We start from the raw sequence: 24,962 nt of genomic DNA on the forward strand, positions 1-24,962 counted from the left end.
CACTCCCGCCTACCTCACAGGAGAGAATGATGACCCTGGATATCGTCGAGACCTTCAGCCATCTGCGGGGCTCCTACTTCCGCTATTACGACACCCCTTTCGGGCTCGCGGATAAGAGCCTCGAGCAGGAGCGGCGCCGCATCCTGGACCGGGACAATGGCGTCTACCGTGAGCCCTTCATCGAGCTGAGACCGGAATACAAGGTATCCGCACTGTCGCTCGAGGAGTCCGCAGCAACGGCGAGCGCTTCGGCGGACCTCGCCGACTTCGCCCGGATGGGACTGATCCCTGACGGCCGGGACCTTTACACGCATCAGGAGTCCGCGCTGGTATCGGCGGTGCGCGATAGGCGAAATGTCGTGGTGACCGCCGGCACCGGTGCAGGCAAGACCGAAGCCTTCCTGCTGCCTCTGCTCTCGAATCTCCTGTCCGAGTCAGCCTCCTGGGCCGGGCGCGGGGCATCCCCGGCATCGTGGTGGGATCGGGGCAGCACGCCATTCACGCCGCAGCGTGCGACGGAAACCGGGCGCGTTAAGGCTGTCCGCTCCATCATCCTGTACCCGATGAACGCACTGGTCGATGATCAGCTCATCCGGCTTCGCAGGACCCTGGACAGCGACGCGGCGCGCAGCTGGCTGGACGCGAACCGGCGCGGTCATCGCTTTTACTTCGGGCGGTACACCGGCGCCACTCCTGTCACCGGGGAGCCCGGCGACAGTACTGCCTTGCGGAACCTGCGTTCCTATATGCGGGACATTGATCACCGGAGCGCGCAGCTGGAGAAGCTTGAGGGTGACTCCCGGTATTTCATGGCGCGTCCCAGGGGAGCGGAGATGGTGTCCAGGTGGGATATGGCCGATGCGGCGCCGGACATTCTCATCACCAACTACTCGATGCTCAACGTACTGCTGCTGCGTGGTCGCGATAGCAGGTACTTCGACTCCACGCGTCGGTGGCTCGAGGCCAGTCCCGCGAACCGGTTCACCTTCGTGGTCGATGAGCTGCATTCCTACCGGGGTACTGCCGGGACCGAGGTCGCGCTGCTGATCCGCAACCTGAAGATGAGACTCGGGCTGGCGGAGGACTCCGGGCAGTTCCAGGTCATCGCCGCCTCGGCTTCCCTGGAGGCGGGCAGGGACGAGGGCTTCGTCGAGGGATTCTTCGGCGTTCCCCGCCAGTCCTTCGATTTCCTGTCCGGGCAGCTCGTGCGTGCACAGGATTCGGTGCTGGATCTTTCCGGGACGGGATTCGCGGATGCTGAGGGCGTTCCCTCCAAGGAGGATATGTCCGCTGCGGCCAGCGCCCTCGGTAATGTCTTCTTCCGGGGCTCGGACGGGACATCCCAGCCGAAGCCGGAAGCAAAATCACTGAAGGCCCTGGGGGACGGCCTGTTTCCCGCGCTGCCGGCGGATGCGCGCGCCGGAGCGCTGCAGAAGCTCCTGAAAACCGCCGGATCAGCAAGAGAAGACTCCGGGGATCTGAGGTGGCCGCTGCTGCGCGCTCATTTGTTCTTCCGCAATGTCCCGGGCATGTGGGCCTGCACGGACCCGGCATGTCCCCAGGCGCCTAGCGGGAGCAGCAGTGGCCGCCCGGTCGGGCGCCTGTACTCCGAACCGGTTAGCCGGTGCTTGTGCGGGTCGCGGGTGCTGGAATTCCTGTACTGCCAGAACTGCGGAGACGTCTTCCTCGGAGGTTACGCGCCTGCGGGCTCGACCCAGCGTCCCGGGGCGCAGGTAACCCTCCTGGCCGACCTGTCGGATATCGACAGGCTCCCCGACCGGGCAGGCCTTGAACGGACTGCCAGCAACTACCTGCTCTACTGGCCCCGTCAGCAGCGGCCTGATCTGGACGAGCTGGAATGGACCGCTGATGGCAGGAAGGTCGAGTACGCCTTCCGCCGATCGGTTCTGATGCCCGGGACCGGCGAACTGCGCCCGACGGCGGATGACGACCATACGGGTTGGACCTTCCACGTATCCTCCCCTACGGCCAGGCAGGGCCCCGCGGCGGGCGTTCCCAAGCGGGACCCCGAGCAGCTCTCCCCGTTCCCCACGCGGTGCCCGAACTGCGCCGATGACTGGGAGATCACGCACACCGCCGACGGGCCGGTGCGGGGAGACGACAAGAAACGCCAGCGCTCACCGATCAGGGCCATGCGGACCGGTTTCGAGAAGATCAACCAGGTGCTGATCACGGAGCTGCTCCAGGACCTTGACCCGGCAAACCGGAAAACCATCGTCTTCACCGACAGTCGGCAGGACGCCGCTAAACTCTCCTCCGGTATCGGGCTGCGGCACTACCAGGATCTGCTGCGGCTGCTTCTTCACGCCGAACTCGCCATCGCGGACCGGACCACCGCCGATATCTCCCTGGCCAGGGAGCGCATCGTCGGCGGAGAGCGAACGCAGGAGAACCTGGAGGCCGTGAAACGGCTGAAGGATAAGGACCTGGGAGCCTACAGCACCCTGCGCGCGGTCTGGGAGGACGAGAGCGAGCTGCCCGAAGCCGAAGCCATCCGGCGGATGTCCGAGCCGCCCGCGCTCCCTGCGCTGACCGGGCGTGTCGGCAAGCGCCTGACGCAGATGGGGCTCAACCCCGGAGGCCCGGCCGCGTCCCTCCAGCACACCAGGGAAGACCCTCCCTCGGCGTGGTCCCGGATGTACCGCTGGGAGCCCTCCCCGGAACGCAGGCAGGACCTGTCCCTCGCACAGGAAAGACTCCAGGACGCCATCGACCTCACACTGCAGAAAGAGGTCATCGACGGATTGTTCTCGGGAGCAGGACGCGACTACGAATCACTGGGGCTGGGATGGATCGGACCGCTGGAGCCAGGTGCCGCCGTCCAGCATTCCCCCTCCTCCCCGGACGCTATCGCCCAGTCCAGCCTGCGCATCCTCGCGGGAATGCGCAGGTTCGCCGGTATGAGGAACGAATCGGAAACACCGCCCCGGAAGCTGAAGAACTTCTGGAAGGCAGCCGCCACCGGGCTCGGCCTGGACATGGACGACATCCAGGCCGGAGTCCTCCGGGCATGGGGCGGAACCGTCTCGAAGTTCCTCATCCACCCCGATGGAGTGACCATCCACCCGCCGGCGGACACCGAATGGATCTGCCGGAACTGCCACCGCCGCCACCTGGTGTATGCGTGTGGCCTGTGCACCTACTGCGGGAAGGACCTCCCCGAGGGGACCGCCCGCGAGAGCGAGCTCGTGGACTACTACGGGTACAAGGCCGTTCACGCACAGGGAGAGTTCCGCCTGACAGCAGCCGAGCTGACCGGCCAGACCGACCGGCTGGACGCCCAGTCCAGGCAGGCCCGCTTCCAGAATGTCTTTCTCGACCAGGCAGAGAACAGGAAAACCGACGGCATCGAGCTTCTATCAGTCACCACCACCATGGAAGCCGGCGTCGACATCGGCGCCCTCGACTCCGTGGTCCTGGCGAACATGCCGCCCACGCGATTCAACTACCAGCAGCGCGTAGGACGCGCCGGGCGCCGCCTCACCCCGATGGCCGTGTCCCTCACCGTCTGCAGGGGCAGGACGCACGACGAATACTACTTCGGCCGGCCAGAACTCATCACCAACGAGCCGACGCCGAAGCCCTACCTCGCACTGGACCGGCCGGAAATCGTCATCCGCGCCCTGAGAAGCGAGGTACTCCGACGGGCATTCGCCGATCTCACCGCTACCCTCACGGAGGAAGAGGGCTTCTCCGGGCCGGGTAGCAACACGCACGGCCAGTTCGGGCTGGTATCCGACTGGCCGGCAGCCGCCCCGCGGCTCGCCGGATGGCTCCATGACCGCCAGGACCTCATCAGCGACGTCATCCGCGGATTAACGGAATACACAGATCTCCCCCCGGAGGACCTAGCCCGGGCACGGCAGAGCATCGGCTCGCTCGCCGAGGACATCTCGCGGATCACCTCCGGCCACACCGCGGGCCATCCCGATCTCAGCCAGCGGCTAGCGGAAAACGGGCTCCTGCCCATGTTCGGTTTCCCCTCGAAAGTCCGCGACCTCTACCTTCAGAGGCCGCGCTCGCCGTTCCCCTGGCCACCGGATAACACCATCAACCGCGATGCGGCAATGGCTGTCAGCCAGTTCGCCCCGGGCAGCGAGCTCGTGCGCGACGGCAGGATCTACCCGGTCATCGGCGTGGCATCCTTCCGCCCGGCCGGCTTCACCGTCCGCCCCGAGGACAATCCCCTCGGCGAGGAACGACTCATCGACATCTGCAGGCAGTGCGCATTCGTCGAGGAGAAACCGGCAGGAGCGGACCACGCCGATCAATCCTGCCCGCGGTGCGGCGCCGACCCCGGAACCTTCGGCACCATCGACCTCCGCGAGCCCGAAGGATACCGGGCAGGCGATTCCAGGGACTTCGACGGAAACTTCTCATGGTCACCCACCTCGACCTCCACCCGAGCCGTCGCCGATCTGCAGGCACTGCTGCAAGTCCCCCTCAGCGACTCCGTCGCCTACTCCGGCCGCGGCAGGAGATACGTAATCAATGACAACGCGGGCAAGTCCTTTCAGTTCCAGCAGGCGCCCCCCGCCGGCCAGTGGGGCGGATACCTCGCACTTACCCCGGGCACGTCGGGCAGCCAGCAGTCAGCACCAATCATCATGGCCGCACTAGGAACGATCCAGCCAACAGACTTCCTGTTCTACGGGCCCCGCTCAGCAGTCAGCGAAGCCCAGGGACTCCGCCTTGACCTCAGGGGCGGCCGGACGCAGCCATACGGGGTATACGACTCCATCCAGGGCCGCAGGGCCGCATGGTACTCACTGAGCTTTCTCATGAGGACAGTGGCCGCTAAAAATCTCGACATCCAGCCCCAGGAATTCAGCGCCGGAATCCACACAGGAATGCAGCAGGGCGAACCCACCACCTTCGCCTTCCTCGCCGACACGCTGGAGAACGGAGCAGGATTCAGCAGCCACCTCGGATCCCCCGGCGTCCTTCCCGGATACCTCGCGGACATCGACGCCTACCTCGCCGACCTCGGAGGCACCCACTCCACCGAGTGCTCCTCCTCCTGCTACCGCTGCCTCCGCGACTACTCCAACATGGCCTACCACGCCCTCCTCGACTGGCGTCTCGCAAGGGACCTCAGAGCGGTCCTCGATGGCCAAGCACTAGCCATCGACATCAGCCACCACCAGCAGGCCATCAGCAGCTGGGCAAAGGTCTACAACGTGACAGGTATCCATAATCATTTCGCCGCCTGCGGCCTCTGGGAAAACCCCGCCGACGGGCGCGTCGCGGTGATCCTGCGCCACCCGCTGGAATCCGCGGAAACCGGCCTGATGTCCGCCCGCCTCACCAAAGCAACAGAGCAGATCCGCGCGGACCACAAGAACCTCGACGGGGTGGTGTACCTCGACGCGTTCATGCTCGACCGCAACCCAGGCCATGCTGTCGGGCTGATCAGGAGCATCAGAACCGATGACTAACCCAGCGGGCATCATCCCGGTCAGCAATCCCGGGAACAGCCAATGACCACGACGGTCACGGCCATGGAAGTCGTCTCCCGGTTCCGGCGTTCTCCCAGCGCACAGACGATCTACCAGAACTGGCTGGCGTCCGAGCACAAGCGGCACGTTGTCTCCGTCGTCATGAGACACGAGGCGCGCACAGTGCTCGCACTGGAAACTGAGGAGATCCTGCAGGTATGCAAGACAACAACGCATGCCCTCGGCAACGTCAAGCGCAGCCAGATATCCTCCGTCCACTCGATCCGCGACTGGCATGCACCCTTCGCGACCATGCATGTCCTTCATTTCATCACCGAGCACCTGGGAAAGCTGCCGACCTGGGAGGAATTCCGGGCCGCCGCACAGCAGCCCCCGTTCTCGGACATGACCTGGACGCCGGCTCGGGACGCCATCAAGGAAGCAATACGGCGAGGATCCGCCCCTGATGACGCGAGGGGCGCCATGCGCTGGCGCATAGGAAACTTCTACTACTCCTTCCTTCGCGAGCAGTACGTCCAGGCGGTACTCCGGGACATAGGGGTGCCCGTCCGGCAGCACCCCCTGGCAGATGCCCTGTTCCGCGTCGACTGCTGGGCCGGTGACACGAACATCGATCTCTACATCGGAAATCCCCTCTACCGGAAGGAAAAAGAGGGCCGCAAACTGCAGGCGAGGCGCTTCCTGAATGACTCCCGACCCCCTTTCCGGACCTGCGGACTGGAACTGTGCACACAGCACATCTTCGGTGAGGTCCACCTGCCCGGCCGCGACGTCATCCAGCGGGCCGCGGAACAGATCAGCCAGCAACGCCGGCAGTAACCGCCGGCAATCCCGGAATGCTCACCCAGGGTGAAGAGAGCACCTGCCCCAGGAAAGCAGATGCCGCGCCAGTGATCCCGCGAAGCACCCAGCCGTGCCAGGCACCATCAAGCTTATGCTCATCATCGCGACTGGAAGTGGTGTGTCCTGGGTTTCGCGTGGTCCGAATTTCTTGGATTCTCATGCCACGGTGATGATGCGGTTGCGCTCAAACTCTATCGGGCTGAGCCATACAAGCTGGCTATGACGGCGTTTTCGGTTGTGCCAGATCTCGAGGTAGTCGAACATCGCGTTCGCCAGTTCGATGCGGGTGTTCCACTTCTGTCGGTCCAGGAGCTCGACCTGCATCCGTGACCAGAACGACTCGATCATCGAGTTGTCGTAGCAGTCACTAATGCTGCCCATCGAAGCCATCAGGCCAGAATCACGCGCCCTCTTCGTAAAGGCCCAGAACCGGAACTGGACCCCGTGATCGGAGTGAATGATCGTCCCCAAGCTGGTGCTCTTCCCAATCCGGCTGTCGATGGCCATTCCCAGCGCGTTCGTCACCAGTGCGGCCGTGGGCGAAGAGTCGATGGACCAACCGACGACTCGCCGTGAATAGGTGTCTAGGACCGCGCAGCAGTAGATTTTTCCCTCGCGCGCTTGCATTCCAGCAGTCGTCGCAACACGGTTGCTCTATGAGGTTCCCAGTAAGGCAGCAAGACGTTCGGCGGGTGTGTTCTCAGTCGAGGGATTTACGGGGCCGGTCGTTCAATTCCGCGGCGACTTCGAGAAGATGCGTGGGGCCATGGGGCGAGGTCGGTGCCTTTGGGTGCCTCTGTGTTTGTCAAGCGGCTGGGTGGGCTGTCGTAGCATCATGGGTGGCAGGTCAGCGAAGTAGACCTCGACGTTCGTCGCGACGCTGAAGGCGCGATGCTCGGCCATTTCGGCGCCTTGGTCCCAGGTCAGGGACTACCGACGCGATGCGGGTAGGTGGTGGACTGTGGTGATCAGCGAATCGCGGACGGCTTCGGCGTTCCTCTCGCGGCCGAGATGTGCGAGCATCACGAACCGGGTCGTCCGCTCGACCAGGGTGGCGATCGTGGAGCCGCCTAGAGCACTGATGATGAGATCACCTTCCTTACGTTGTTGTGTTGGGTGATTTCGGGGCTGTCGTAGTGTTTCGATCACCCTCGGGCAGCGGGTACGGCTGAGATCGCCCTGCCGCATGGACGGCTTACTGGGAATGACCGCCCGCTGCCCGCCGATGACCCGACCGCTGATTGAGAGTTGCGACATTGATCGCTGGGTAAGGACGTGCCGGCGCGGTTATCGACAGGGCTACCACTAGCTGTTCTGTGTCATGACGTTGGTGACGCCTTGGTGGAGGCGTGCGGCTGGAGGCCGGTTCCCGATTGCGGTATGGGCTCGATGGTAGTTGTAGTGGATGTTCCAGGTCATGATCGCGGCGGCGCGTTGTGCCTCTGAGGTCCATTCGCGGGCGTAATGAAGCTCCTCGGCCAGGGTTCGGTTGTAGCGTTCCACCTTGCCGTTGTGCTTCGGAGTGTGGGGTCGGATGCACTAATGACGGGCCGCGGTGGCCAGGATGCTCCGGTTGAACTTCCTCGCACGGTAGTTGGCCCCGTTGTCGGTCACGGCGCGGGTGATGCGGTGGATGCCGTGAGCGGCGAAAAACGCCCGTGCCCGAGCCCAGAACCCGATCGTGGTCGCCAAGATTTCGTTCGGCAGGGCCTCGGTGTAAGCCAGGCGTGAGAACCCGTCCACGGCCGAATGCAGATACACGTAGCCGACCCGGGCGCCCGCGGTCTTGGCTTGGGCCTTAGCATTGGTTTTGGCCCGGTCAGCGGCCTTCGCGGCCTCTGATCCTCGCCCGTGAGTTCGCCAACCGCCGCCATCGGGGATCCGCCAGACTTTCTTCACATCGAGGTGGACCATGTGAGCAAGGTACCTGGCCACTATTCTGCTGCTTGTGCGGTTCCCGGCACCGGTAGGGTCGATGTCCCGCCGACGGGAGATCCCGAGCCTGCGCAACCACCGGGCCACAATCACCGGAGAGATCCCGTGGCCTTCCCGGACGAGTTCGAGGTGGATCTGACGCACTGCCCACTTGTGCTCTCGGAGCAGGTCATTTAGTGGCGGGTAATAAGGCGTACGAAATAAGTATAACAACTTAGGGGAGAACCCAATTTGGCGCAGCAATCATCCCAGGGTTTAGGTCCTCTAACAGACGCCCCGAGCTAGTTTCTGCTACGACCAGGTCGAACCGCGACGCCAAATCATTTACAACATCTATGGGACGCATCGTGGTACTCGAAGCGAGCCAAATTGACCAAATCTCCAGCATTGCATCAACTAGAGACTGCCCCAGTTGCGCCAGGCCGACTTCTCCAGCAACATCGTGTACGCCATTGTGAAGATGCATATTTCGGGCAGAGTAAAGCGATTTGAGTTGAGCGCTAAAATATTTTGTTCGGTGTTCGAGCCGATTTTTCAAAAGGTGAGGATGCACTGCTAAATCAGTTAAAACCCGAAGTTCAGTTGTGTATTCGTGAAAAATTTCAGCTGCAATTTCACTGAAAGCCGCTCCCTTCGTGGAATTTGAGTTTGTTTTCGATTCCCGAAGAGTCATGCTCCATGCTGAGAAGTCGCCTAAAGTTGCAAAGCTCGAATTTCCGTAGGTGACGCTACCCTCAGATACCTGAACTTGGTTAAGTAAGAAGCGAGTACGATCAGCTTGGTTTTTGCAAAGTACAGATAATCGCTTATGGAATAAAGCAGCAGCGTCCAGATGCAGAGAAGACAGATTCAGTTGATCTGCAAGTTGACCGGCCGCGCCATGTCGACGGAGTCTACGAGCTCGCTTTTTTAAGGTTTCAGCCAAACGGACTTGGTCGTTGTGTGTTCGTGTACTAGCTGCGGAGTAACGAATGAAATCCCGGTACGAAATGAAAAATAGTTGCCTTAGTTCTAGAAGCGTAAGCGCCTTTCCGCAAGCGTCTATATCGTCTTTTTCAATCCCTGCTGCGTCAAGTGCAACCCAACTGAAAGAAGCGCGTGTGACCGTCGCAGGAGCTGTGCGTATCATCGAATTTACCCTCAAAGTCGAGGTGAGTTTTTCGATGGGTTGGAAACCAACAAGGTTTATTGAGTCCCCTTTTCGTTCGTCGCGGTCAAGAAGTGCAAACGAATTTTTCTTACTTTGTCGTTCAGCGGTTCCTACTAAAGAATACAATGAAAGGAGCGCGGTGGGATGTGCCGCATGATATGCATCGAGAATGCGTTGAACAATTCTGAGCGCCTTATTTCCAGCGCTTTCCGAATCTGACGCTGTAACGAGTACCTGTAAAAAAATACGCGGACCAATTAGGTGATCTCGATTGGCAAAGAGTAGTCGCTGGCGTGAAGCTGTGCGAACGAAATCTGCTACTCGTTCTCCTGCCTTTCCCCAAAGTTCAAATCCTACTTCGCGGGACGCGTCACTGAGAAGAGTGACCGATTTATCAACTATCAAAGTCTCGAAGTCGATAAGTTCCGAAGCTCCGAGAATTCCAACAGCAACTATATGCTCTACAGTTGCTGGGGTAAGAAGTTTTTCAATTTGACTTTGAGCACTAAGAAGACTTACTTTTTTCTGGCTTATGATCTCCTTCATTCTTTGATGGAGACCGTTGATTGACCGCTGATCCTCGATCAATCCAATTGCCAATTCTTTAGACCAGCGGTCTAAATGTTCTGGATGTACTGCCGTGTTGATCGATTCTGCGCATACTGACTGTAAAAAAAGATTCCATTCGCCAGGTTGTACAATCTCTACTTCATTATTGCTAAGCCGAGAATACCAATCTGGGGCTGCCGATAGCGCTGAGCTTCCCGGCAAGCTTTCATAAGCTTCCTTAGCGGCGTCACGTGCAGCGTTGCGTAACCACGGGCGAGGCTGAGCTGTTTTGTCATGACTGCGAGAAACCGTATCGGCCCAAAGCACTGTTTGTGCGAGCGTGGGATGGGCCAGCGCGGATCTTGTTAGAACGGAGCGTTCTCGGGCTGCTCGAATTGTACTGATGACGAGATGGTTTAGAGCACGCCATTCCGCCGTTGAGTTCTGGGTGGTCTGCACACTCATATTCTCTCCCGCTACTAAACTAAATAGTTGGCGTTGCTCGTCTCTTCCCTTGGGTGACGGGCTAGGCAGGAACAAAGATTAGCAATCTGACACGCTGTTGAAGGAAGGCTACGAATCAGAGTACAAGACCAGTGTTCGGCGATTGGCGATTGGTGTTCCGCGACTGACGACCGGTGATCGGTTGTGGCGTTGAGGTACATCCTAAATGCGGGCTCTTGGGACATTCGGTGGGGGTAAGTGTTTAAGGCCCGCCGGTTGAGGGGTGGCGTGGAGGGGCCGAGGTCGTGAGGATCAGAAGCGCCAACTGACGGACCCGACCCGAGGACCTCGACGTGTCTCACCCTACTTCGGGGTGCGCTGACGCGCGCTCTGCTATTAATCCTTGTTTGCGCTGCAACTCGTTGTTGGGCCTTGGTGGTCTCCACGTCGAGCAGGTCGAGGAGGTCGAGCGTGACGACGGACTGCTGACGGTGACTGTCTCGACGCCGGTCGGGCTGATTGGTTGCCCGGGGTGCGGGATCATCGCTGTCGGCCGTGGCAGGCGCCGGCGGGTTCTGCACGACGTACCCGGAGTAATCCGAGTACGAATGATCTGGCGGCAACGCATCTGGCGGTGCGGTGACGCGGACTGCGTCAACAAGACGTTCGTCGAACAGTTCCCGTCACTGGTTGCTGCGCGTGGGTCGATCACCACATGCGCGGTCATCTGGGCGATCGGACAGCTCCGCCGGGAACACGCAACCATCGCAGGTCTCGCCCGGCAGCTCGGGACGTCATGGAAGACTGTATGGCGTGCGATCGAATCCGAGCTCATACAGCTCGCTGCTAGGTCTTTGCGGGATGTGTTGCGCCAAGTACACCCCAACGCAACTACGCACCGGCGCTGGAATCGCGTTGTTCTAGGGCCTGTTCACGGTGTTTGCAACAGGGGTGATCGAGGGTCTAGACATCGTGCAACGCTGGTGCGGCGATACGCTGCTTCAGGTTTGTGATGGTGCTCGTGATGCCCAGGTGACAGCCCAGAAGCCACGCGATCACGGTGGCTAGCACTAGAACAAGGGCTACGCCGGCGAGGAGTTTCAGCGACGACGAGTCCACCAATCCCAATTCCCAGTTGCTCACAGGTTGTCCTGCCCGGCCTGGCCGCAAAGGGCTGAGAATACGTGGGAATTGTTTCCGCGAAGGACGTTACCCGTTTCGTCCGTCTTGATACCGAGGCTATTTGGAGGGTCGGAGGGTCGGAGGTTCGGTGTGATGAGATTCGACGCCCAAGGCCAAGTTTTCCTCGTAGCGGATGTGCCTAGCGAGGTTGCTCGGGCGTTGGTCGCCGGTAAACATTCCTGGAGAAGGTTCGATCGAAGCAGTGTGTCGGGCAGAGTTCCGGTGAGCGATCTTACCGACGTCGTCGAAACCTTGACGGAGCTCCCACTTCCGAGGGTGTGATCACTGCGCGTGAGGCGGGAGCCTGACGGAGATCGACCCCAACTACCAGCCCGCTATCAAAAAGCTCGAACAGCTCCAGCCGCGAGGCCAGGCCCAGCCATCAAGGCCCCAACCACCAAGCAAGCCATCAATGAGCAATGCCTACAGGCCCGCTCAGGGAACAGCACCCGTCACCCACGCCGGCTATTGGTCTTCAACTAAAGGACCCTTGTATGACCGTTATTGGGGTACAGGCCCGGACGATCAAATGATCAACATGATGGTCACGCCCAGAAAACTTCATCGCTCACAGTTCTATGGCTCGATAGTGCTAATGGGGTTGTTTCTTGTCGCCGCTGTCGTCTTTGTCTTTTTTCGTTGGTTTGCTTGGAAAAGTCAATGAAGTCGGGACCGATTCCACTTCGACTGAGGAATACGTTTGTGAGCAGGCCCAGCGAATGGGGGGCCCAATACCACCAGGATGTGCTAAGTACGGTATCCCCGAGTTGCACTTCTCGCGAAAGCTCCGCAAGGCACGAGGAGCGGCAAAGGGAGAGTGCGGGCTATGGACGTTCTGGCCAGTACACGAATCATGCTTACTGTCAGCGCGGCCTCAAACATCCGTTAGATGCGACGGAGTCCTGAAGTGAAGGCACGGAGCCAACCGTTTGGAGGGCTCCCGAGCCTATCCGGCAGTTTGCGCTTCAAGTGCGGCAGATGCGTAATGTCTATCCCATCGGTGACCTCCGTAACCGACGCTGTCAGTCGGGGCCGCATGGCGGAACATGGAGTGCACGTGGGCGCTTGTAGCTGAATCGAACGTATTTGCTACACACGGTCGCGACAGCGCGAAACAACTCATAGAACCTAATTTTGTGTGGCAATACTCAGTACCAAAATCTACGGTTCACTGCTGCTTACAAGGGTTGAGTTCCGCGATATCAAGGGGAGGGCACGTCCGGGACAAGTGCTAGGTACCGGGCGTGTTGTCCGTCCCAGTAGCGGATCCTTGAGCGGCATACTCTGTGCCGAGCTAGCGCGGCTGCGTATCGACCCTGCCCGTAGGCTCGGTTCATGAGGTCCAAAGCTAGGAAGTGGCCGACAAAAGGCCAAGCTGTGGCAATGGGAGTTGTTGCGTTGCTATGGATGGCTAGCAATTGGGTGTGCGTGTCGTATGAAGGGCGCTCTGCGACTGGGTTCTACTGGCCGGTACAGGGACTGAACCTTGTTCTCCTGGCAGCGTGCGTGTGGTTCTACCGCAGAGCTGCGAAAAACCCGTTGAAGTCGACTCAATGATGTAAACGGTAAACGTCGAGCGGGACTTCCGCGCTAACTCCGCTCAGTATGCGCGGTCCGCCACTTTCGGACCTCCGTCGCTGTTCATGACCCCCAGTAGCGGAGAATAAGTGCATGCCTGAATCCTGTGCTTTCTGTGGGTTGGCGGGGCCCCTCACCCGCGAGCACGTCTTCGGTCAGTGGGTGAGCAGGACCGGCTTGGATCTAGGTCCGATGCGTCACCATGCGGGTCCGTTGAATGCTCTGCCGCGCGATATGGGAGAGCAGCCCCCTTACCGGCAATCCGTGAAGAGCTTCTGCGCCTTGTGTAACAACGGGTGGATGAGCAACCTCGAAACTGTCGCGCAGCGCGTGTTGACCCCGCTCATCCTAGACAAGCCCGGGATCATCGCGCCGGAAGATCAGGCGGCGATCGCTGCCTGGGTTCACAAGACCGCCCTGACAGCGATGCTCCTCTCCAGCAAGGAGCAGCGGGAAAACGGCTACGGGCTTTCCCCGTCCGAGTACGGAGCGCTCTACGAGCGCCGCGAACTGGTGCAACCGCTGGATTTCAGCCAGTTCTGGATCGGCAGATTCGAGGGAGTGAAGGGATTTTCGGCTGTACGAGTCACTCCGCTGACGGTTCGGATTCCAGGTTTCCCCGAGCCGCCATTACCTCAGGGGTACGCGATGACGGTTGTCCTTGGTGCGGTCCTCCTGCACGGCGTGCGGTTCATCACTCCGGGTCTTCGGGTGGACACGACGACGGATCTGGGGATGCCACCGTTGTGGCCATCGGACACGCCGGTGACGTGGCCAGTCGGCCAGACGTGCACGGAGAAGTCTCTGCTCGCTCTCGCGAATGGGCACACGTTGAGCGCAACGGGCGGGGAGATTCGACTGCAACCGTGGTCCCAGGCAGCTCACCTCCCGCGGAGCGCCTTCGAGAATGGCTCTGTCAAAGTCCCTGCGCTGTGCCGTAAGCACGACATTTATTACCCCGCGGTCCTATTACGGGAAGCGCATCAGGGGCGGTTCTACGCATTCATTACTTCATGCGAGTGCACCGGCACCGCCTATCTGATTCAAACGGACTCTGACCGCGTCCGCTTCCGAGGCACGGGCGAACCGGAAGGAATCGCGGCCATGTACGCGGAGATGGATGGGGACGAGTTCGTCATTGAGGACCAGGGCGGGGAGTTCGCCTGCAAGAGGCTGCTCGCCTGACGTGATCAGCAGCGCCAAGCAGGGAAGCGCACCTGCTGCCTGCGACGGTCTCGACGCGAGTAAGATCCGCCGGTGACGGCTATAACTACCTTCTGCGCACGGTCGTTTCCGCAGACGGCGACAAGTTTCTTTGAGCGCCCCTGACCCACTACTACGCCTAGGCAGGAACCCCACCGGGCCGGTAGCTTGGGTCCGGCGTCGTGTCCCTCGGGAGCGGTCAGCTTGCAGTGGGTGATTGGGTGTCCGAGGTGCAGCTTCAGCTCCTCGTGAGGAGAGGCCATGACCCGATCACCAGACATCCACTTGGATTAGCGTTCCCGGCCTACAAGTCGCTTTCAGAGCGGATTGAGGCGCCGACTGCGGACCTCGATCCAACTCTGTCTCCTGGCGCGATGGGCACCGCAGTCGCGCAAATTGAAGCGGAAGAGACCGAGCGCGGCAAGCGATGGTCCATGGCGGGGTTCGATTTCACATTCTTGGTTCAAATTCAGCATCCGCCTTGAGCAAGCGCGAATGCAGGGGCGCAGGGCCTTGGTCGGGGAGGCTCAACCGCAGGCTGGGTGGTGCGACCTTGCTGATTATTGACTCGCGCGTCCCTAGTACACCAGCCGGCCCGCGGTGCGCGTCCATCTGATGACAACGGTTGCTTAAGGTTGAACCGTTGTCGCTTCAGCGTGTTTGGTTGAAAGTTCGCCGGGCTGCTCATGCCCGGAGGGCTCTTCGCTGTCTTCGCCCTTGTTCTCGCCAAAGACGAACGTGTGAACATCAAAATCGGGATCATGGTTGCCTGCAATGAGGCGCGCTTCCCACGCAAGAAGAGCCTGGTTTCCGGGGAGTTCTGCGACGGCGTTTGCGGCGAACTTGATCGCCTCGTCGTGCCTGCCGGCGGCTTCAAGCTCGTCGGCGATGAATAGTTGAATCAGCGCGTCGATGACAGGGGGAAGTGGCGCTTGGCTCTTGGTGTGCCGAGCGTCGTTTCGGGCCTGAGCCATGGTGACCCACTCATTCACACTCCATGCCGGCATCGGGTGGTTGGATAACAGCGAAACTGTGAACGCACTGGCCGAGGGCGCGTCCAATACAGCCTTATAGTCATCAATGAACGTCGTTGCCTCGGGGCGGTGACGAGCTGGGTCAACCCATGCATGCCAGAGTATGTGCGTTGCGATGAGGGCCGTTTTGGCCTCGCCGTCGGACAGCGTGGGAACCAAGTTTTCAATCTCCTGACAGACTTGATCGAGCGGGAATCCGTCGCTGTGATCCCCAGCAATCCGTCCGATGAGTGCCTCGGCGAAGCCATCAAGCCGGCGGGTTGCCGTTGCCGCCGTGAGGCCGCCGGTCTGCCAAATCCAGTACTGAGGCGCGAGCTGTACCTCAACGATGCCTGGCAGGGCGTCGCGGTAGTCCCAGGGTGCGGGCGCCACCTTATCCGCGTCGGCGGTATACCGACGGACGACATGTCTGATGAGGCGCCACAGGCCGGCGAGGGTAAGCACTCGCTCGAAGTTCGGCTCGTAGGCCGTCTCAGCGCCGTCGGTGAAGACCCACACGCCTTCGCCGAGGTCTTCGAGTACGTGGCTTCGTCGCGACCGGATGTCGTAGGCGATGCTGAGCATCCGTTCGATGTCGGGCGCCCGGGGCGGCCGGACAGTTCCCACTGCGTCATCGCGGTAGTAGCCCGGTGATAGTCGGGCCAGGGTAGAGGAGACGAAACGTCGTTTCAGACCTGCCCGATCAGCTTCGAGGACAGCTGCGCGCACCCTGTCGGTTACAACCTCACCCGCATCAAGCAGGGCCGCGTCGACGATCTTGCGCTTAGAACCGTCGTAGCGGTCCCAAGTCACTGGAGTCGACAGCTCGTCGTCCGACATTGACTCAAGTGCAGCGACCAGGTCGGTATAGGCGCCGGTGGGGTCATCGAGGGCTCGTCGTGTCGCATCGACCGCGTTGCGGATGACTCGCATAACACGCGCGAAGTCCTCTCGGCTGAGGCTAAGAAGGTCGCGCATGAACTGCCGGAGATCGTCCCACTGGTCGGGCTGGACCGTTTGCCTCGGTTCAAACAGCTCCGGGAAAAGATCGTTGGCCGAGCGTCCGCGCGGTGTACCGTCGCCCGTAACCAGACGCCGGGTCTGGTCGTAACTCCGGCTCACGGTGCGGTTCAACGCAAACGTCATCAGGTAGGCAAGGTCATCGACGAGGTCTGTCCCACTAGTGGCGATCATGAAGTCATCGGTACCGTCGGGGCGTTGTTGCTCGAGTCGGTCGACGACCGCGATCATCGCCGATGAGATGTGCCCCATCTCCGTCGAAGCGATCACTTCGCCGACCGGCAATGCGATCGGCGGGTCACCGATGAACCAGGCGTTGCTGTAGACCGTGTAGCGGTGCTCGGTCTCATTAAGCGGGACATGGGGACGAAAGAATCGTCCTGCTGCAATCTGGAGCATCAGCTGCCCTCGTAACTTTCGTGCAATTTTCTTCTTAGCCACGTTTCTAGTGTCGCTTGGCGAGGTGTCGGCACGTTGCGGATTCTCGATCCTAGACCTCGGCTTCCTCGTGCTTGCCTGGCCTTGGCTTCGAATCGTGGTGCTGAGGGCACTGCTGCCACTCCTGCGAGCTACTCTTGTTGCTGCTGCGCTGCCGCCCATTGGGGCTTCCATATGGTCGTTAGGGCCTTAGCTATTTTACGGCAGCATTCTCAATTCTGGTGCGTAAATGCTCTCGACAAATCAATACACGATGTCATCAGGGGGGTGGTAGGTGGGGGAGCGGCTGGGAGTTGCTGCTCGCTGCCGCTGCGCAGCTGTTCTGGTGTCGTTGGGAGGTGAGTGTGCAGTGCAGGGTCTTTCATTGCCCTTTCTGTCGCCCGTCTCCGGCTGGTCGGTGACCGCCTTTCTCAAGAGCTTTCATCGCCTTACGGGCGTGTCCCGCAGTGCTGGAAGGCGGGCATCCACAGCACCCCATTCGAATACCTCGCCCGGAAGGCGCGTAAGCGCCTTGAGCGGGACGCCGAACCTCACCGTAACGCGTCGAAGCTCGTCATGAGCCGTCCGGGGACTTTTGGACGAGGCTCAGTCGGAAGACCTCGTCAAGTGGCTGGTAGCAACAGGAGACACATTCGCGCGGGTCCTCCTAAGGTACTTGTAAGGCTCCCCTCCTGGGCTGGGTATCGACCTGGTACCCAAAAGGGTGCGATCGGTGGACTCCCGGCGCGGATAGCGGGTTTACAGCCCGCTATCCTGAAACTCCGTGCGCAGTGTCGCGCCCGGCTGCAGGAGACAGGTGCCGTACATGCAGCAGCTTCCCACGCCCAGTAACACTCGGAACCAGCACAGCCACACCCCGCCGTCACAGCTGGACCGCATCACCGAACTTGCCGGCGACCTCGCCGGGCAGTTCGAGCTGGTGCCGCTCCTCGAACGTGTACTCGGGCACGCCGCCGCCCTCCTCGGGTGCGAGAGCGGCTCCATCTCGATCGTCCACGAGGCCGAGGGCTACTACCGCAAGGAAGTGGACCAGGGCGTCGGCTGCCGGGAGGGCCAGACCTTCCCCCTGACCGAGGGCCTCACCGGGCAAATCGTGAAGACACGCGGCACAGTCATCCTCGACCGCTACGCATCCGTGCCGATGGGCCACATCGACGCGGCGGATCCGCGGTGGGGGAGTGCCGTCATCGGCGTCCCGATCACCTGGGCCGGCACCATCATCGGCACGTTCGCCATCTTCAGTGACGGGCCTGGCCGGGTTTTCAGCCCAGCCGATGCTTCCCTCGTGGAACTCTTCGCCAACCACGCCGCCATCGCCATCATGAACTCCCGGCTCCACCAGGCCGCCGCTGCAAAGGAACGCGAGGCCGCCGTCGCGGGTGAACGCGAGCGTGCCGTGCAGGAGGTGCATGAGACCATCGGTCGGTCCCTGGGCTCGCTCCTGTTGCATCTCGACCGTGCGGACAAGGCGACGCCAGCAGGCTCGCCCTCCACCCAGCACATAGACTCCGCACGGGTGCTCGCCCACGAGGCGCTCTTCGAGACCCGCCGCACCGTGCTGGGGCTGGGACCCTCCAGCCTGGCCGACCGCTCGTTGGAGGAGGCGGTCCGCCAGGAACTCGACCGGGTGAGCGCGAACGATCCGATGGACGTGACGCTCCTCGTGACCGGCAATCCTCACGAACTGGCACCCGTCGTCGCCCATCAGCTCTTCATGATCATCCAGGAAGCCGTGGCCAACGCGGTGGCCCATGCCAGCGCCACCGCGTGCCGGGTGGGCATCTTCTACGACACCGCCGGCATCACGGCCGTCGTCGAGGACAACGGCCGCGGGTTCGAGGGCCAGCAGAGAACGGACCTGAAGGGCAGCCGGCTCGGGATGCACGGCATGGCAGCCCGCGCCCACTACCTGCGGGGCGAACTCCACGTGGAGTCGACACTGGGCTGGGGGACGAGCGTCCGAGCGCAGGTGCCGTACTCCTCGAACGGCGACGCCTCCCGGGAACGGTGGAAGGTCCTCGTCGCCTGCACCCAGCCCCTACTCCGGGCCGGGCTCGTCCGGCTGCTCGAGACGTCCGAGCCGTCGGTGCAGGTACTGGGCGAGTTCGGGACACTCGAGGACCTCACCGAAGCGGTGTCCCTCCTGCAGCCGGACATGATCGTCCTCGACGAGCACCTGCTGTCTCGGTATGCCGAAGCCCGGGCGACGGGAACGGACACTGTCGAGCGGCCGGTGGTCGCCGTCGTCGACCATTTCGCGGACGAACTGCTGGCGGCCGCCGCGTCGTCGGGCGTACGCGGCTTCCTTTCACTTTCTTCCACGCCGGCGGAGGTGGCACGCGTCGTCGTCGCCGCCGCCCGCGGCGACGCCCTGCTGGACGGGGCGATGTTTACACGCCTCACGGAGAGTCGCGCGGCGGACACAAACGAGGCGATATCACTGACGGCCCGCGAACTCGAGGTACGGGACCTCCTGGCTGAGGGACTGGCGGACAAGCAGATCGCCACGCGGCTCGCCATCTCGGTGAAGACTGTCGAGAAGCACGTGAGCGCCATGCTGCGGAAGACCGGCGCACGTAACCGCACCATGCTGGTAGGCCTGCAGCACCAGGGCCAGGCAATCGCGAACTCCAGGTAGGCTGCGGCACCGGTCCTCAGCCTACGTACTGAGGCGCCACCAGCACGCGTGACAGGTGTGCGGCTCGGAGGATAGTTACGAAGACCCAGCGGCGGTGGCGTTGAGGATGAACCGGGCTGTCTCCTGCGGCTGGTCCCAGTGCGGGAAGTGCCCGCAGTCCTCGAAGACGTGCAGGGTGGCGTCCGGATAGAGAGACATGGCGACGGCGGCCTCACTGAGCGGGGTGACCCTGTCCGATCGGCCCCAGCCGAATGCCAGCGTGCCCTTGATCGTCCCCTGCGGCGCGCCTGCCTGGCGCGGCCCGTGCGCGAGCGATCTACGCGCTTCGTCGAGACTGGGCGAGGTGGCGAATCCGCGGAGCTCCGTCAGGACGAGGTCCGGGTCGAGCTTCCAGGGGGCCGCGGAGAACTGGGCGAGCAGCGCCGTCCGGCCCGCAGCGTGCTGGACGAGTGACGGCAGGACGGGCTGGAGGCGCCGTACCAGTGCAATGGACGCGGTGATGCTGCCGTTGAAGATGCGCACCTGGGTGTCGTTCCAGAATCCTCCGGGATCGAGGGAGACGACGTTGCCGGCGTGACCCCGGCGCGCCAGCTCGACCACGGTCCGCGCACCCATCGAGCTTCCGACTATGTCCGCGTCGCGCAGGTTCTCCTGCTCGAGGAACTGCTCGACGGCGTCCGTGAGGGTTGCGATGGTGACCTCACCCGGGAGCGGCTCGCTGCTGCCGAATCCGGGGAGGTCGATCGCGATGACCTCGCGCTGTTCCTGCAGCAGGGGGAGGACGGGATCCCAGGTGCGGACGCTCGAGCCGAGCCCATGCACGAGGACGAGTGGCTTTCCGGTGCCGGTTCGTTCGGTGCTCAACATGTGGGGGGCCTTCCGTAGCCGGCGCGAAAACCCAGTCTATGTGGGCCCACATCGCTGTAGCTGATCCCCGCAGGACGAAGGGAACCTTCTGTAAGAATGGGCGCATGAGCCAGACAGAGATCCGCCATTACCAGGAGTCCGTCACGATCCAGGCATCGGCGGACAGCATCTACGATCTGGTCTCCGACATCACCCGCACCGGCGAGTGGAGCCCGGTGTGTGCCCGGTGCTGGTGGGAGGACGACGTCAGTGCAGGCCAGGTCGGCGCCTGGTTCACAGGGCGCAATGAGCTTCCGCACCGAACCTGGGAGACCCGGTCGCAGGTCGTGGCCGCAGAGCGAGGCCGTGAGTTCGCCTGGGTGGTCGGCGGCGATCGAGTACGCTGGGGCTACACACTGGCGCTGGCCGGCACCGGAACAACCCTGACCGAATCCTGGGATTTCCTGCCGGGCGGCATCGCTTTCTTCGACGAGAAGTTCGGGGAGGATGCACCCGCGCAGATCGACGACCGGACCCGGCAGGCGCTCGACGGCATCCCGACAACCCTTGCCGCCATCAAGCGGATTGCCGAGTCCGGCACGTCACGTGAGGATGACCTGTCCTAGTGCACTGACCCGCACCAGGGTCAGGCAATCGCGAACTCCAGGTAGGCGGCGGCGCCGGCGGAGGCGACTTCCTGGTCCTGCTCGATGGTGCCCGTGGAGACACCAATGGCGCCGACGATGCTGCCGTCGCGCACCAGCGGGATGCCGCCGGGGAACACCGCGAGCCGGCCGCCGTGAGCGTCGCTCAGCCCATAGATGGGGCCATCCTGTCGGGTGACGCCCTGCAGGTCGCCGGTCTCGCACTGGAACGCGATGGACGTGTAGGCCTTGTTGATCGCGATGCTGATGCTGCCGATGTTCGCGCCGTCCATCCGCACGTGCGCCTTCAGGTTCCCGCCGGCGTCGACCACGGCGATGTCCATGGGCTGGCCGATCTCCTCGGCCTTCGCTGCCGCGGCGTCGATGACGAGGCGGGCCTCTTTGGACGTGATGGTTTCGAGTACTGATCCGAGAGTCATGGGGGTCCTTCGTCGTCGAAGTGGGTGGCCGGGCGGCCGCGGCCCACTCAACCACGCGTATCCATTGCTGACGAGGTGGTGATTACCCCCAGGGGGAGGGCGGGAGAACCCCCATATTCAGGGCGGCAATGCGCACCTAGCGTGGGGGTCAGCCTGACCAGGAGGAATCACCATGGCCGTTGTACCGCTGAAGGACATCGTCGACCCGGCATTCGAGGCACGCTACGGGGTGCCCGCCATCAACATCTTCAACGACCTGACTATGGAGGGCGTGCTCGCCGGCGCCGTGGAGGCCAACTCCCCGGTGATCCTGCAGACCTCGGTGAAGACCGTGCGCAGCATCGGCTCCCGCGTGCTGTTCGACATGTGGCAGTCCATGACGCGCGGCATCGAGGTGCCCGTCACCCTGCACCTCGACCACTGCCCGGACCGCGACGTCGTCACCGAATGCCTGAAGGCCGGCTGGAACTCCGTGCTCTTCGACGCCTCCAACCTCCCGGTCGAGGAGAACCAGCGCCAGACCGTGGACGTTGTCGCCGAGGCCCGCAGCTACGGCGCCCAGGTGGAGGGCGAGATCGAGGCCATCACCGGCGTCGAGGACGACCACGGGTCCGACGACGTCTCCAGGCAGCAGAGCCTCGAAGTGGCACTCGCGTTCATCGATGCCACCGGGATCGATGTCTTCGCCCCCTCGATCGGCAACGCCCACGGCAGCTACAAGGCCGCCCCCGTGCTCGACGCCAACCGTGTCACGCAGATCGTCGAGGCACGCAACGTCCCCATTGCCCTGCACGGCGGCAGCGGCCTGAGCGCCGAGCAGTTCGCCGATCTCATCGCCCGCGGCTGCGCGAAGGTCAACATCTCCACGGCGCTCAAGGAGACGTACATGCAGTCCAGCCTGGCGTTCCTCAAGCAGGCCGAGCAGAACAGCAAGTGGGACCCGCCGTCGCTGTTCAAGCACACCCGCTCCGACGTCGTCGCGATGGTCACGGACCTCTGCAAGCAGTTCGGCAGCGCCGGCAAGGGCGGCCGCTGAGCATGCCGGCCCTCATCTTCGACTGCGACGGCGTGCTCGCCGACACCGAGCAGTACGGCCACCTGCCCGCCTTCAACCGGACCTTCTCCGAGTTCGGCGTGCCCGTGCAGTGGAGCGTCGACGAGTACGCCGAGAAGGTGAAGATCGGCGGCGGCAAGGAGCGCATGCGCAGCATCCTCACCCCCGCGCTGGTCGCCGAGCTCAGCCTGAACGACGACTCCTCGACCGACGCCGCGATCCTCGCCTGGCACAAGCGGAAGACAGAGATTTACAAGGGACTGGTGGAGAGCGGCGTCATGCCCGCGCGGCCGGGCATCGCGCGCATCGTGCGGGAAGCGCACGACGCCGGGTGGACGCTCGCCGTCGCCTCCACCTCCGCGGAACCGGCGGTGCGCGCGGTCCTGGCGCACGCCGTCGGGGATAACCTTGCTTCCCACTTCGCGGTGTTCGCCGGCGACATTGTGCCCGCCAAGAAGCCCGCGCCGGACATCTACCTGCTCGCCCTGTCGGAGTTGAGAGTGCCGGCCGACGACGCGATCGTCGTCGAGGACAGCGGCAACGGGTTGCGCGCTGCCGTCGGTGCAGGCCTGGCCACCGTGGTGACGGTCAGCGGCTTCACGCGCGAGGAGGACTTCACCGGTGCCGCGCTCGTCGTGAGCTCCCTCGGCGACCCGGACGGCGAACAGGCCGAGGTCCTTGAGGACCCGCACGGTGTCGGGGTCCGCGGCGTCGTCACCCTCGCCACCCTGCAGGCCCTACTCGATGCTTCCAGGGCGCCGTCCGCTTCCCATGCATCGTCGACCCGAACGGAGATCCCATGAGCACCACCACGATCGACGACGTCGAATACGTCGTCCACTCCCTGGCACAGACAGCCGTCGAGAAGGAGAAGGAGTTTGGCGACCTCGACGCCGTGGTGGGCGACGGCGACCTCGGCTACTCACTGGCCCGCGGCTTCGAAAAGGTGCTGGCGGACTGGGACTCGTTCAAGCGTGATGACGTCGCCACCTTCCTGCAGCAGATCGCGCTCGCCATCTCTAGCAGGATCGGCGGCACCTCGGGGCCGCTCTGGGGGACGGCCTTCCTCCGGGCGTCCGCTGCCGCGAAGACCACCGAGACGATCGACGGGGCCGCCGTCGTCGCCATGCTCCGCGGTGCCACCGACGGCATCAAGAAGCGCGGCAACGCCGACCTCGGCGACAAGACGCTGCTCGACGCCCTCATCCCCGCCACCGACGAGCTCGAACGCCAGCTCGCCGTGGGTGCCTCGCCGGAGGAGTGCCGGACGGCGTTCGCCGCGAAGGTGCGCGAGTGCGCGGACGCGACGTCGAGCATGCAGGCGAAGCGCGGCCGTGCCAGCTACAGCGGGGAGCGCAGCATCGGTTCACCCGACGCCGGTGCGGTGGCCGTGGCCGTCATCATCGAGCGCATCGTGGCCGACTGGCCCTGACTCTTCCTTCTGCCCGTCCCAACTCACAACGATGTGGAGCCCCCATGAAGAAGTTCGTCAATGATCCGCAGCAGTTCGTCCCGGAGATGCTCGAGGGCCTCGCGCTCGCCAACCCTGACACCCTGAAGTACGTGCCGGAGTACAACCTGATCATGCGCGCCGACGGCCCGGACGAGAGCAAGGTGTCCATCATCCAGGGCTCCGGTTCCGGGCACGAGCCGGCCCACGTGATGATCGTGGGCAAGGGCATGCTCGACGCCGCGTGCCCGGGCGACGTGTTCGCGGCCCCGCCGTTCGACTACGTGTACGAGACCACCAAGCTCATGGCGTCGCCGAAGGGTGTGCTCCTGCTGGTGAACAACTACACGGGCGACAAGATGGTGTTCGAGATGGCCGAGGAGATGTCCTCGGCGGACGGCATCGAGGTGAAGACGCTGTTCATCAACGACGACGTCTCCGTGGAGGACTCGACCTACACGATCGGGCGGCGTGGGGTGGCGGGCAACTTCTTCGTCATCAAGGCCGTGGCCGCCGCCTCCGAGCGCGGTGCGGACCTCGGCGAGATCATCCGCATCGGTGAGAAGGTGAACGCGGTGACCCGCACCATGGGCGTCGCGCTGACCGCCTGTACGCCGCCGGCCAAGGGCAGCCCGCTGTTCGAGCTGGGCGAGGACGAGATCGAGATCGGCGTGGGCATCCACGGCGAGCCGGGCCGCCGTCGGGGGAAGATGATGCCGGCCAACGAGATCGTCGAGGAGATGCTCGTCCCGATCGTGAAGGACCTGCCCTTCAAGGAGGGCGACCGGGTGGCGCTCATGATCAACGGCCTCGGCGGCACCCCGATCAGTGAGCTGTACCTGCTGTACGGGCAGGCGCACAAGCGCCTGGCGGAGCAGGGCATCAGCGTGGGCCGCAGCTATGTGGGGGAGTACTGCACCTCCCTGGACATGGCCGGCGCGTCCATCACGCTGGTGCGGCTCGACGACGAGATCGAGTCGCTGCTCATGGATCCGGCGGAGGTCCCGATCCGCGTGTTCTAGGTTCACGGCGTACGACGGCGGGTCGCTCACCTC

Annotated in this window: 18 protein-coding genes and 2 pseudogenes; 12 read left to right on the forward strand and 8 right to left on the reverse strand. The window is 62.9% G+C overall.

The features are described from left to right. Positions 1-26 precede the first annotated feature (26 nt). The gene (locus tag V6S67_RS03585; RefSeq protein WP_334208939.1) at positions 27-5,459 is read left to right on the forward strand and encodes a DEAD/DEAH box helicase; all 5,433 of its coding nucleotides are present in this window, start codon (positions 27-29) and stop codon (positions 5,457-5,459) included. 183 nt (positions 5,460-5,642) lie between these two features. Next, positions 5,643-6,299 (forward strand): hypothetical protein, encoded by a 657-nt coding sequence (locus V6S67_RS03590; RefSeq protein ID WP_334208940.1) that lies wholly within the window; start codon positions 5,643-5,645, stop codon positions 6,297-6,299. A gap of 180 nt (positions 6,300-6,479) precedes the next feature. Here the strand turns inward: V6S67_RS03590 and V6S67_RS03595 are convergent, their stop codons facing one another. The 4 genes and pseudogenes from V6S67_RS03595 to V6S67_RS03610 form a co-directional block, all read right to left on the reverse strand. After that, complete coding sequence (locus tag V6S67_RS03595) at positions 6,480-6,950, reverse strand: DDE-type integrase/transposase/recombinase (RefSeq protein WP_334208941.1); 471 nt, start codon at positions 6,948-6,950, stop codon at positions 6,480-6,482. A gap of 27 nt (positions 6,951-6,977) precedes the next feature. Beyond that, positions 6,978-7,421: pseudogene (locus tag V6S67_RS19930) on the reverse strand (IS30 family transposase); the annotation flags it as partial. 207 nt (positions 7,422-7,628) lie between these two features. After that, a pseudogene (locus V6S67_RS03605) lies at positions 7,629-8,426 on the reverse strand (integrase core domain-containing protein); the annotation flags it as partial. Positions 8,427-8,472: 46 nt separating this feature from the next. Beyond that, complete coding sequence (locus V6S67_RS03610; protein ID WP_334208942.1) at positions 8,473-10,416, reverse strand: hypothetical protein; 1,944 nt, start codon at positions 10,414-10,416, stop codon at positions 8,473-8,475. A 593-nt stretch (positions 10,417-11,009) separates the two neighbouring features. Here V6S67_RS03610 and V6S67_RS03615 point away from each other — a divergent pair. Next, positions 11,010-11,414 carry a helix-turn-helix domain-containing protein gene (locus V6S67_RS03615; protein WP_334211509.1) on the forward strand — a complete coding sequence of 135 codons (405 nt, stop codon included), beginning with the start codon at positions 11,010-11,012 and terminating at the stop codon, positions 11,412-11,414. On the opposite strand, the gene V6S67_RS03620 is transcribed toward V6S67_RS03615, so the two are convergent. Beyond that, positions 11,365-11,544 carry a hypothetical protein gene (locus tag V6S67_RS03620; RefSeq protein ID WP_334211638.1) on the reverse strand — a complete coding sequence of 60 codons (180 nt, stop codon included), beginning with the start codon at positions 11,542-11,544 and terminating at the stop codon, positions 11,365-11,367. The genes V6S67_RS03615 and V6S67_RS03620 overlap by 50 nt on opposite strands. Positions 11,545-11,995: 451 nt before the next feature. On the opposite strand from V6S67_RS03620, the gene V6S67_RS03625 reads away from it, so the two are divergent. From V6S67_RS03625 to V6S67_RS03635, 3 genes are all read left to right on the forward strand, one after another. Further along, positions 11,996-12,247: a hypothetical protein gene (locus V6S67_RS03625; RefSeq protein WP_334208943.1), complete on the forward strand. Its 252-nt coding sequence runs from the start codon at positions 11,996-11,998 to the stop codon at positions 12,245-12,247. A 1,214-nt stretch (positions 12,248-13,461) separates the two neighbouring features. Beyond that, positions 13,462-14,346 carry a hypothetical protein gene (locus V6S67_RS03630; RefSeq protein WP_334208944.1) on the forward strand — a complete coding sequence of 295 codons (885 nt, stop codon included), beginning with the start codon at positions 13,462-13,464 and terminating at the stop codon, positions 14,344-14,346. 239 nt (positions 14,347-14,585) lie between these two features. After that, complete coding sequence (locus tag V6S67_RS03635; protein ID WP_334208945.1) at positions 14,586-14,849, forward strand: hypothetical protein; 264 nt, start codon at positions 14,586-14,588, stop codon at positions 14,847-14,849. A 144-nt stretch (positions 14,850-14,993) separates the two neighbouring features. Here V6S67_RS03635 and V6S67_RS03640 read toward each other — a convergent pair whose 3' ends face one another. Continuing rightward, a complete protein-coding gene (locus V6S67_RS03640; protein ID WP_334208946.1) occupies positions 14,994-16,838 on the reverse strand; it encodes a hypothetical protein in 1,845 nt (614 codons plus the stop codon). An 802-nt stretch (positions 16,839-17,640) separates the two neighbouring features. Here V6S67_RS03640 and V6S67_RS03645 point away from each other — a divergent pair. Next, positions 17,641-19,473, forward strand: a complete 1,833-nt coding sequence (locus tag V6S67_RS03645; RefSeq protein ID WP_334208947.1) for a hybrid sensor histidine kinase/response regulator transcription factor — start codon at positions 17,641-17,643, stop codon at positions 19,471-19,473. Positions 19,474-19,548: 75 nt separating this feature from the next. On the opposite strand, the gene V6S67_RS03650 is transcribed toward V6S67_RS03645, so the two are convergent. Continuing rightward, positions 19,549-20,340: an alpha/beta fold hydrolase gene (locus V6S67_RS03650; protein WP_334208948.1), complete on the reverse strand. Its 792-nt coding sequence runs from the start codon at positions 20,338-20,340 to the stop codon at positions 19,549-19,551. Positions 20,341-20,444: 104 nt separating this feature from the next. Between V6S67_RS03650 and V6S67_RS03655 the strand changes: the two genes are divergently transcribed. Then, the gene (locus V6S67_RS03655) at positions 20,445-20,945 is read left to right on the forward strand and encodes an SRPBCC family protein (RefSeq protein WP_334208949.1); all 501 of its coding nucleotides are present in this window, start codon (positions 20,445-20,447) and stop codon (positions 20,943-20,945) included. Positions 20,946-20,965: 20 nt separating this feature from the next. Here V6S67_RS03655 and V6S67_RS03660 read toward each other — a convergent pair whose 3' ends face one another. Then, positions 20,966-21,403: a GlcG/HbpS family heme-binding protein gene (locus V6S67_RS03660; protein WP_334208950.1), complete on the reverse strand. Its 438-nt coding sequence runs from the start codon at positions 21,401-21,403 to the stop codon at positions 20,966-20,968. Between the two features lie 172 nt (positions 21,404-21,575). On the opposite strand from V6S67_RS03660, the gene V6S67_RS03665 reads away from it, so the two are divergent. Genes V6S67_RS03665 through dhaK form a run of 4 tightly spaced genes read left to right on the forward strand, consistent with a single transcriptional unit; the run spans position 21,576 to position 24,929 of the window. Then, positions 21,576-22,439, forward strand: coding sequence for a class II fructose-bisphosphate aldolase (locus V6S67_RS03665; RefSeq protein ID WP_334208951.1), 864 nt, complete (start codon positions 21,576-21,578; stop codon positions 22,437-22,439). A gap of 2 nt (positions 22,440-22,441) precedes the next feature. Further along, complete coding sequence (locus V6S67_RS03670; protein WP_334208952.1) at positions 22,442-23,260, forward strand: HAD-IA family hydrolase; 819 nt, start codon at positions 22,442-22,444, stop codon at positions 23,258-23,260. Further along, on the forward strand, positions 23,257-23,889 hold the full coding sequence (gene dhaL / locus V6S67_RS03675) for a dihydroxyacetone kinase subunit DhaL (protein ID WP_334208953.1): 633 nt from the start codon (positions 23,257-23,259) through the stop codon (positions 23,887-23,889). The genes V6S67_RS03670 and dhaL overlap by 4 nt, the downstream gene beginning before the upstream one ends. A 44-nt stretch (positions 23,890-23,933) precedes the next feature. Continuing rightward, entirely contained in the window at positions 23,934-24,929 is a 996-nt protein-coding gene (gene dhaK / locus V6S67_RS03680) for a dihydroxyacetone kinase subunit DhaK (protein WP_334208954.1), read from the forward strand. Positions 24,930-24,962: the final 33 nt, after the last annotated feature.

Origin of the sequence: Arthrobacter sp. Soc17.1.1.1, from assembly GCF_036867195.1 — a bacterium.
Classification (GTDB): Bacteria; Actinomycetota; Actinomycetes; order Actinomycetales; family Micrococcaceae; genus Arthrobacter_D.

Excerpts from the sequence above, each read along its gene's own strand:
- V6S67_RS03585 (WP_334208939.1), top strand. The coding sequence starts at position 27 with ATGATGACCCTGGATATCGTCGAGACCTTCAGCCATCTGCGGGGCTCC.
- V6S67_RS03595 (WP_334208941.1), bottom strand. The coding sequence starts at position 6,950 with ATGCAAGCGCGCGAGGGAAAAATCTACTGCTGCGCGGTCCTAGACACC.
- V6S67_RS03615 (WP_334211509.1), top strand. The coding sequence starts at position 11,010 with ATGATCTGGCGGCAACGCATCTGGCGGTGCGGTGACGCGGACTGCGTC.
- V6S67_RS03625 (WP_334208943.1), top strand. The coding sequence starts at position 11,996 with ATGAGCAATGCCTACAGGCCCGCTCAGGGAACAGCACCCGTCACCCAC.
- V6S67_RS03630 (WP_334208944.1), top strand. The coding sequence starts at position 13,462 with ATGAGCAACCTCGAAACTGTCGCGCAGCGCGTGTTGACCCCGCTCATC.
- V6S67_RS03645 (WP_334208947.1), top strand. The coding sequence starts at position 17,641 with ATGCAGCAGCTTCCCACGCCCAGTAACACTCGGAACCAGCACAGCCAC.
- V6S67_RS03650 (WP_334208948.1), bottom strand. The coding sequence starts at position 20,340 with ATGTTGAGCACCGAACGAACCGGCACCGGAAAGCCACTCGTCCTCGTG.
- V6S67_RS03655 (WP_334208949.1), top strand. The coding sequence starts at position 20,445 with ATGAGCCAGACAGAGATCCGCCATTACCAGGAGTCCGTCACGATCCAG.
- V6S67_RS03660 (WP_334208950.1), bottom strand. The coding sequence starts at position 21,403 with ATGACTCTCGGATCAGTACTCGAAACCATCACGTCCAAAGAGGCCCGC.
- V6S67_RS03665 (WP_334208951.1), top strand. The coding sequence starts at position 21,576 with ATGGCCGTTGTACCGCTGAAGGACATCGTCGACCCGGCATTCGAGGCA.
- V6S67_RS03670 (WP_334208952.1), top strand. The coding sequence starts at position 22,442 with ATGCCGGCCCTCATCTTCGACTGCGACGGCGTGCTCGCCGACACCGAG.
- dhaL (WP_334208953.1), top strand. The coding sequence starts at position 23,257 with ATGAGCACCACCACGATCGACGACGTCGAATACGTCGTCCACTCCCTG.
- dhaK (WP_334208954.1), top strand. The coding sequence starts at position 23,934 with ATGAAGAAGTTCGTCAATGATCCGCAGCAGTTCGTCCCGGAGATGCTC.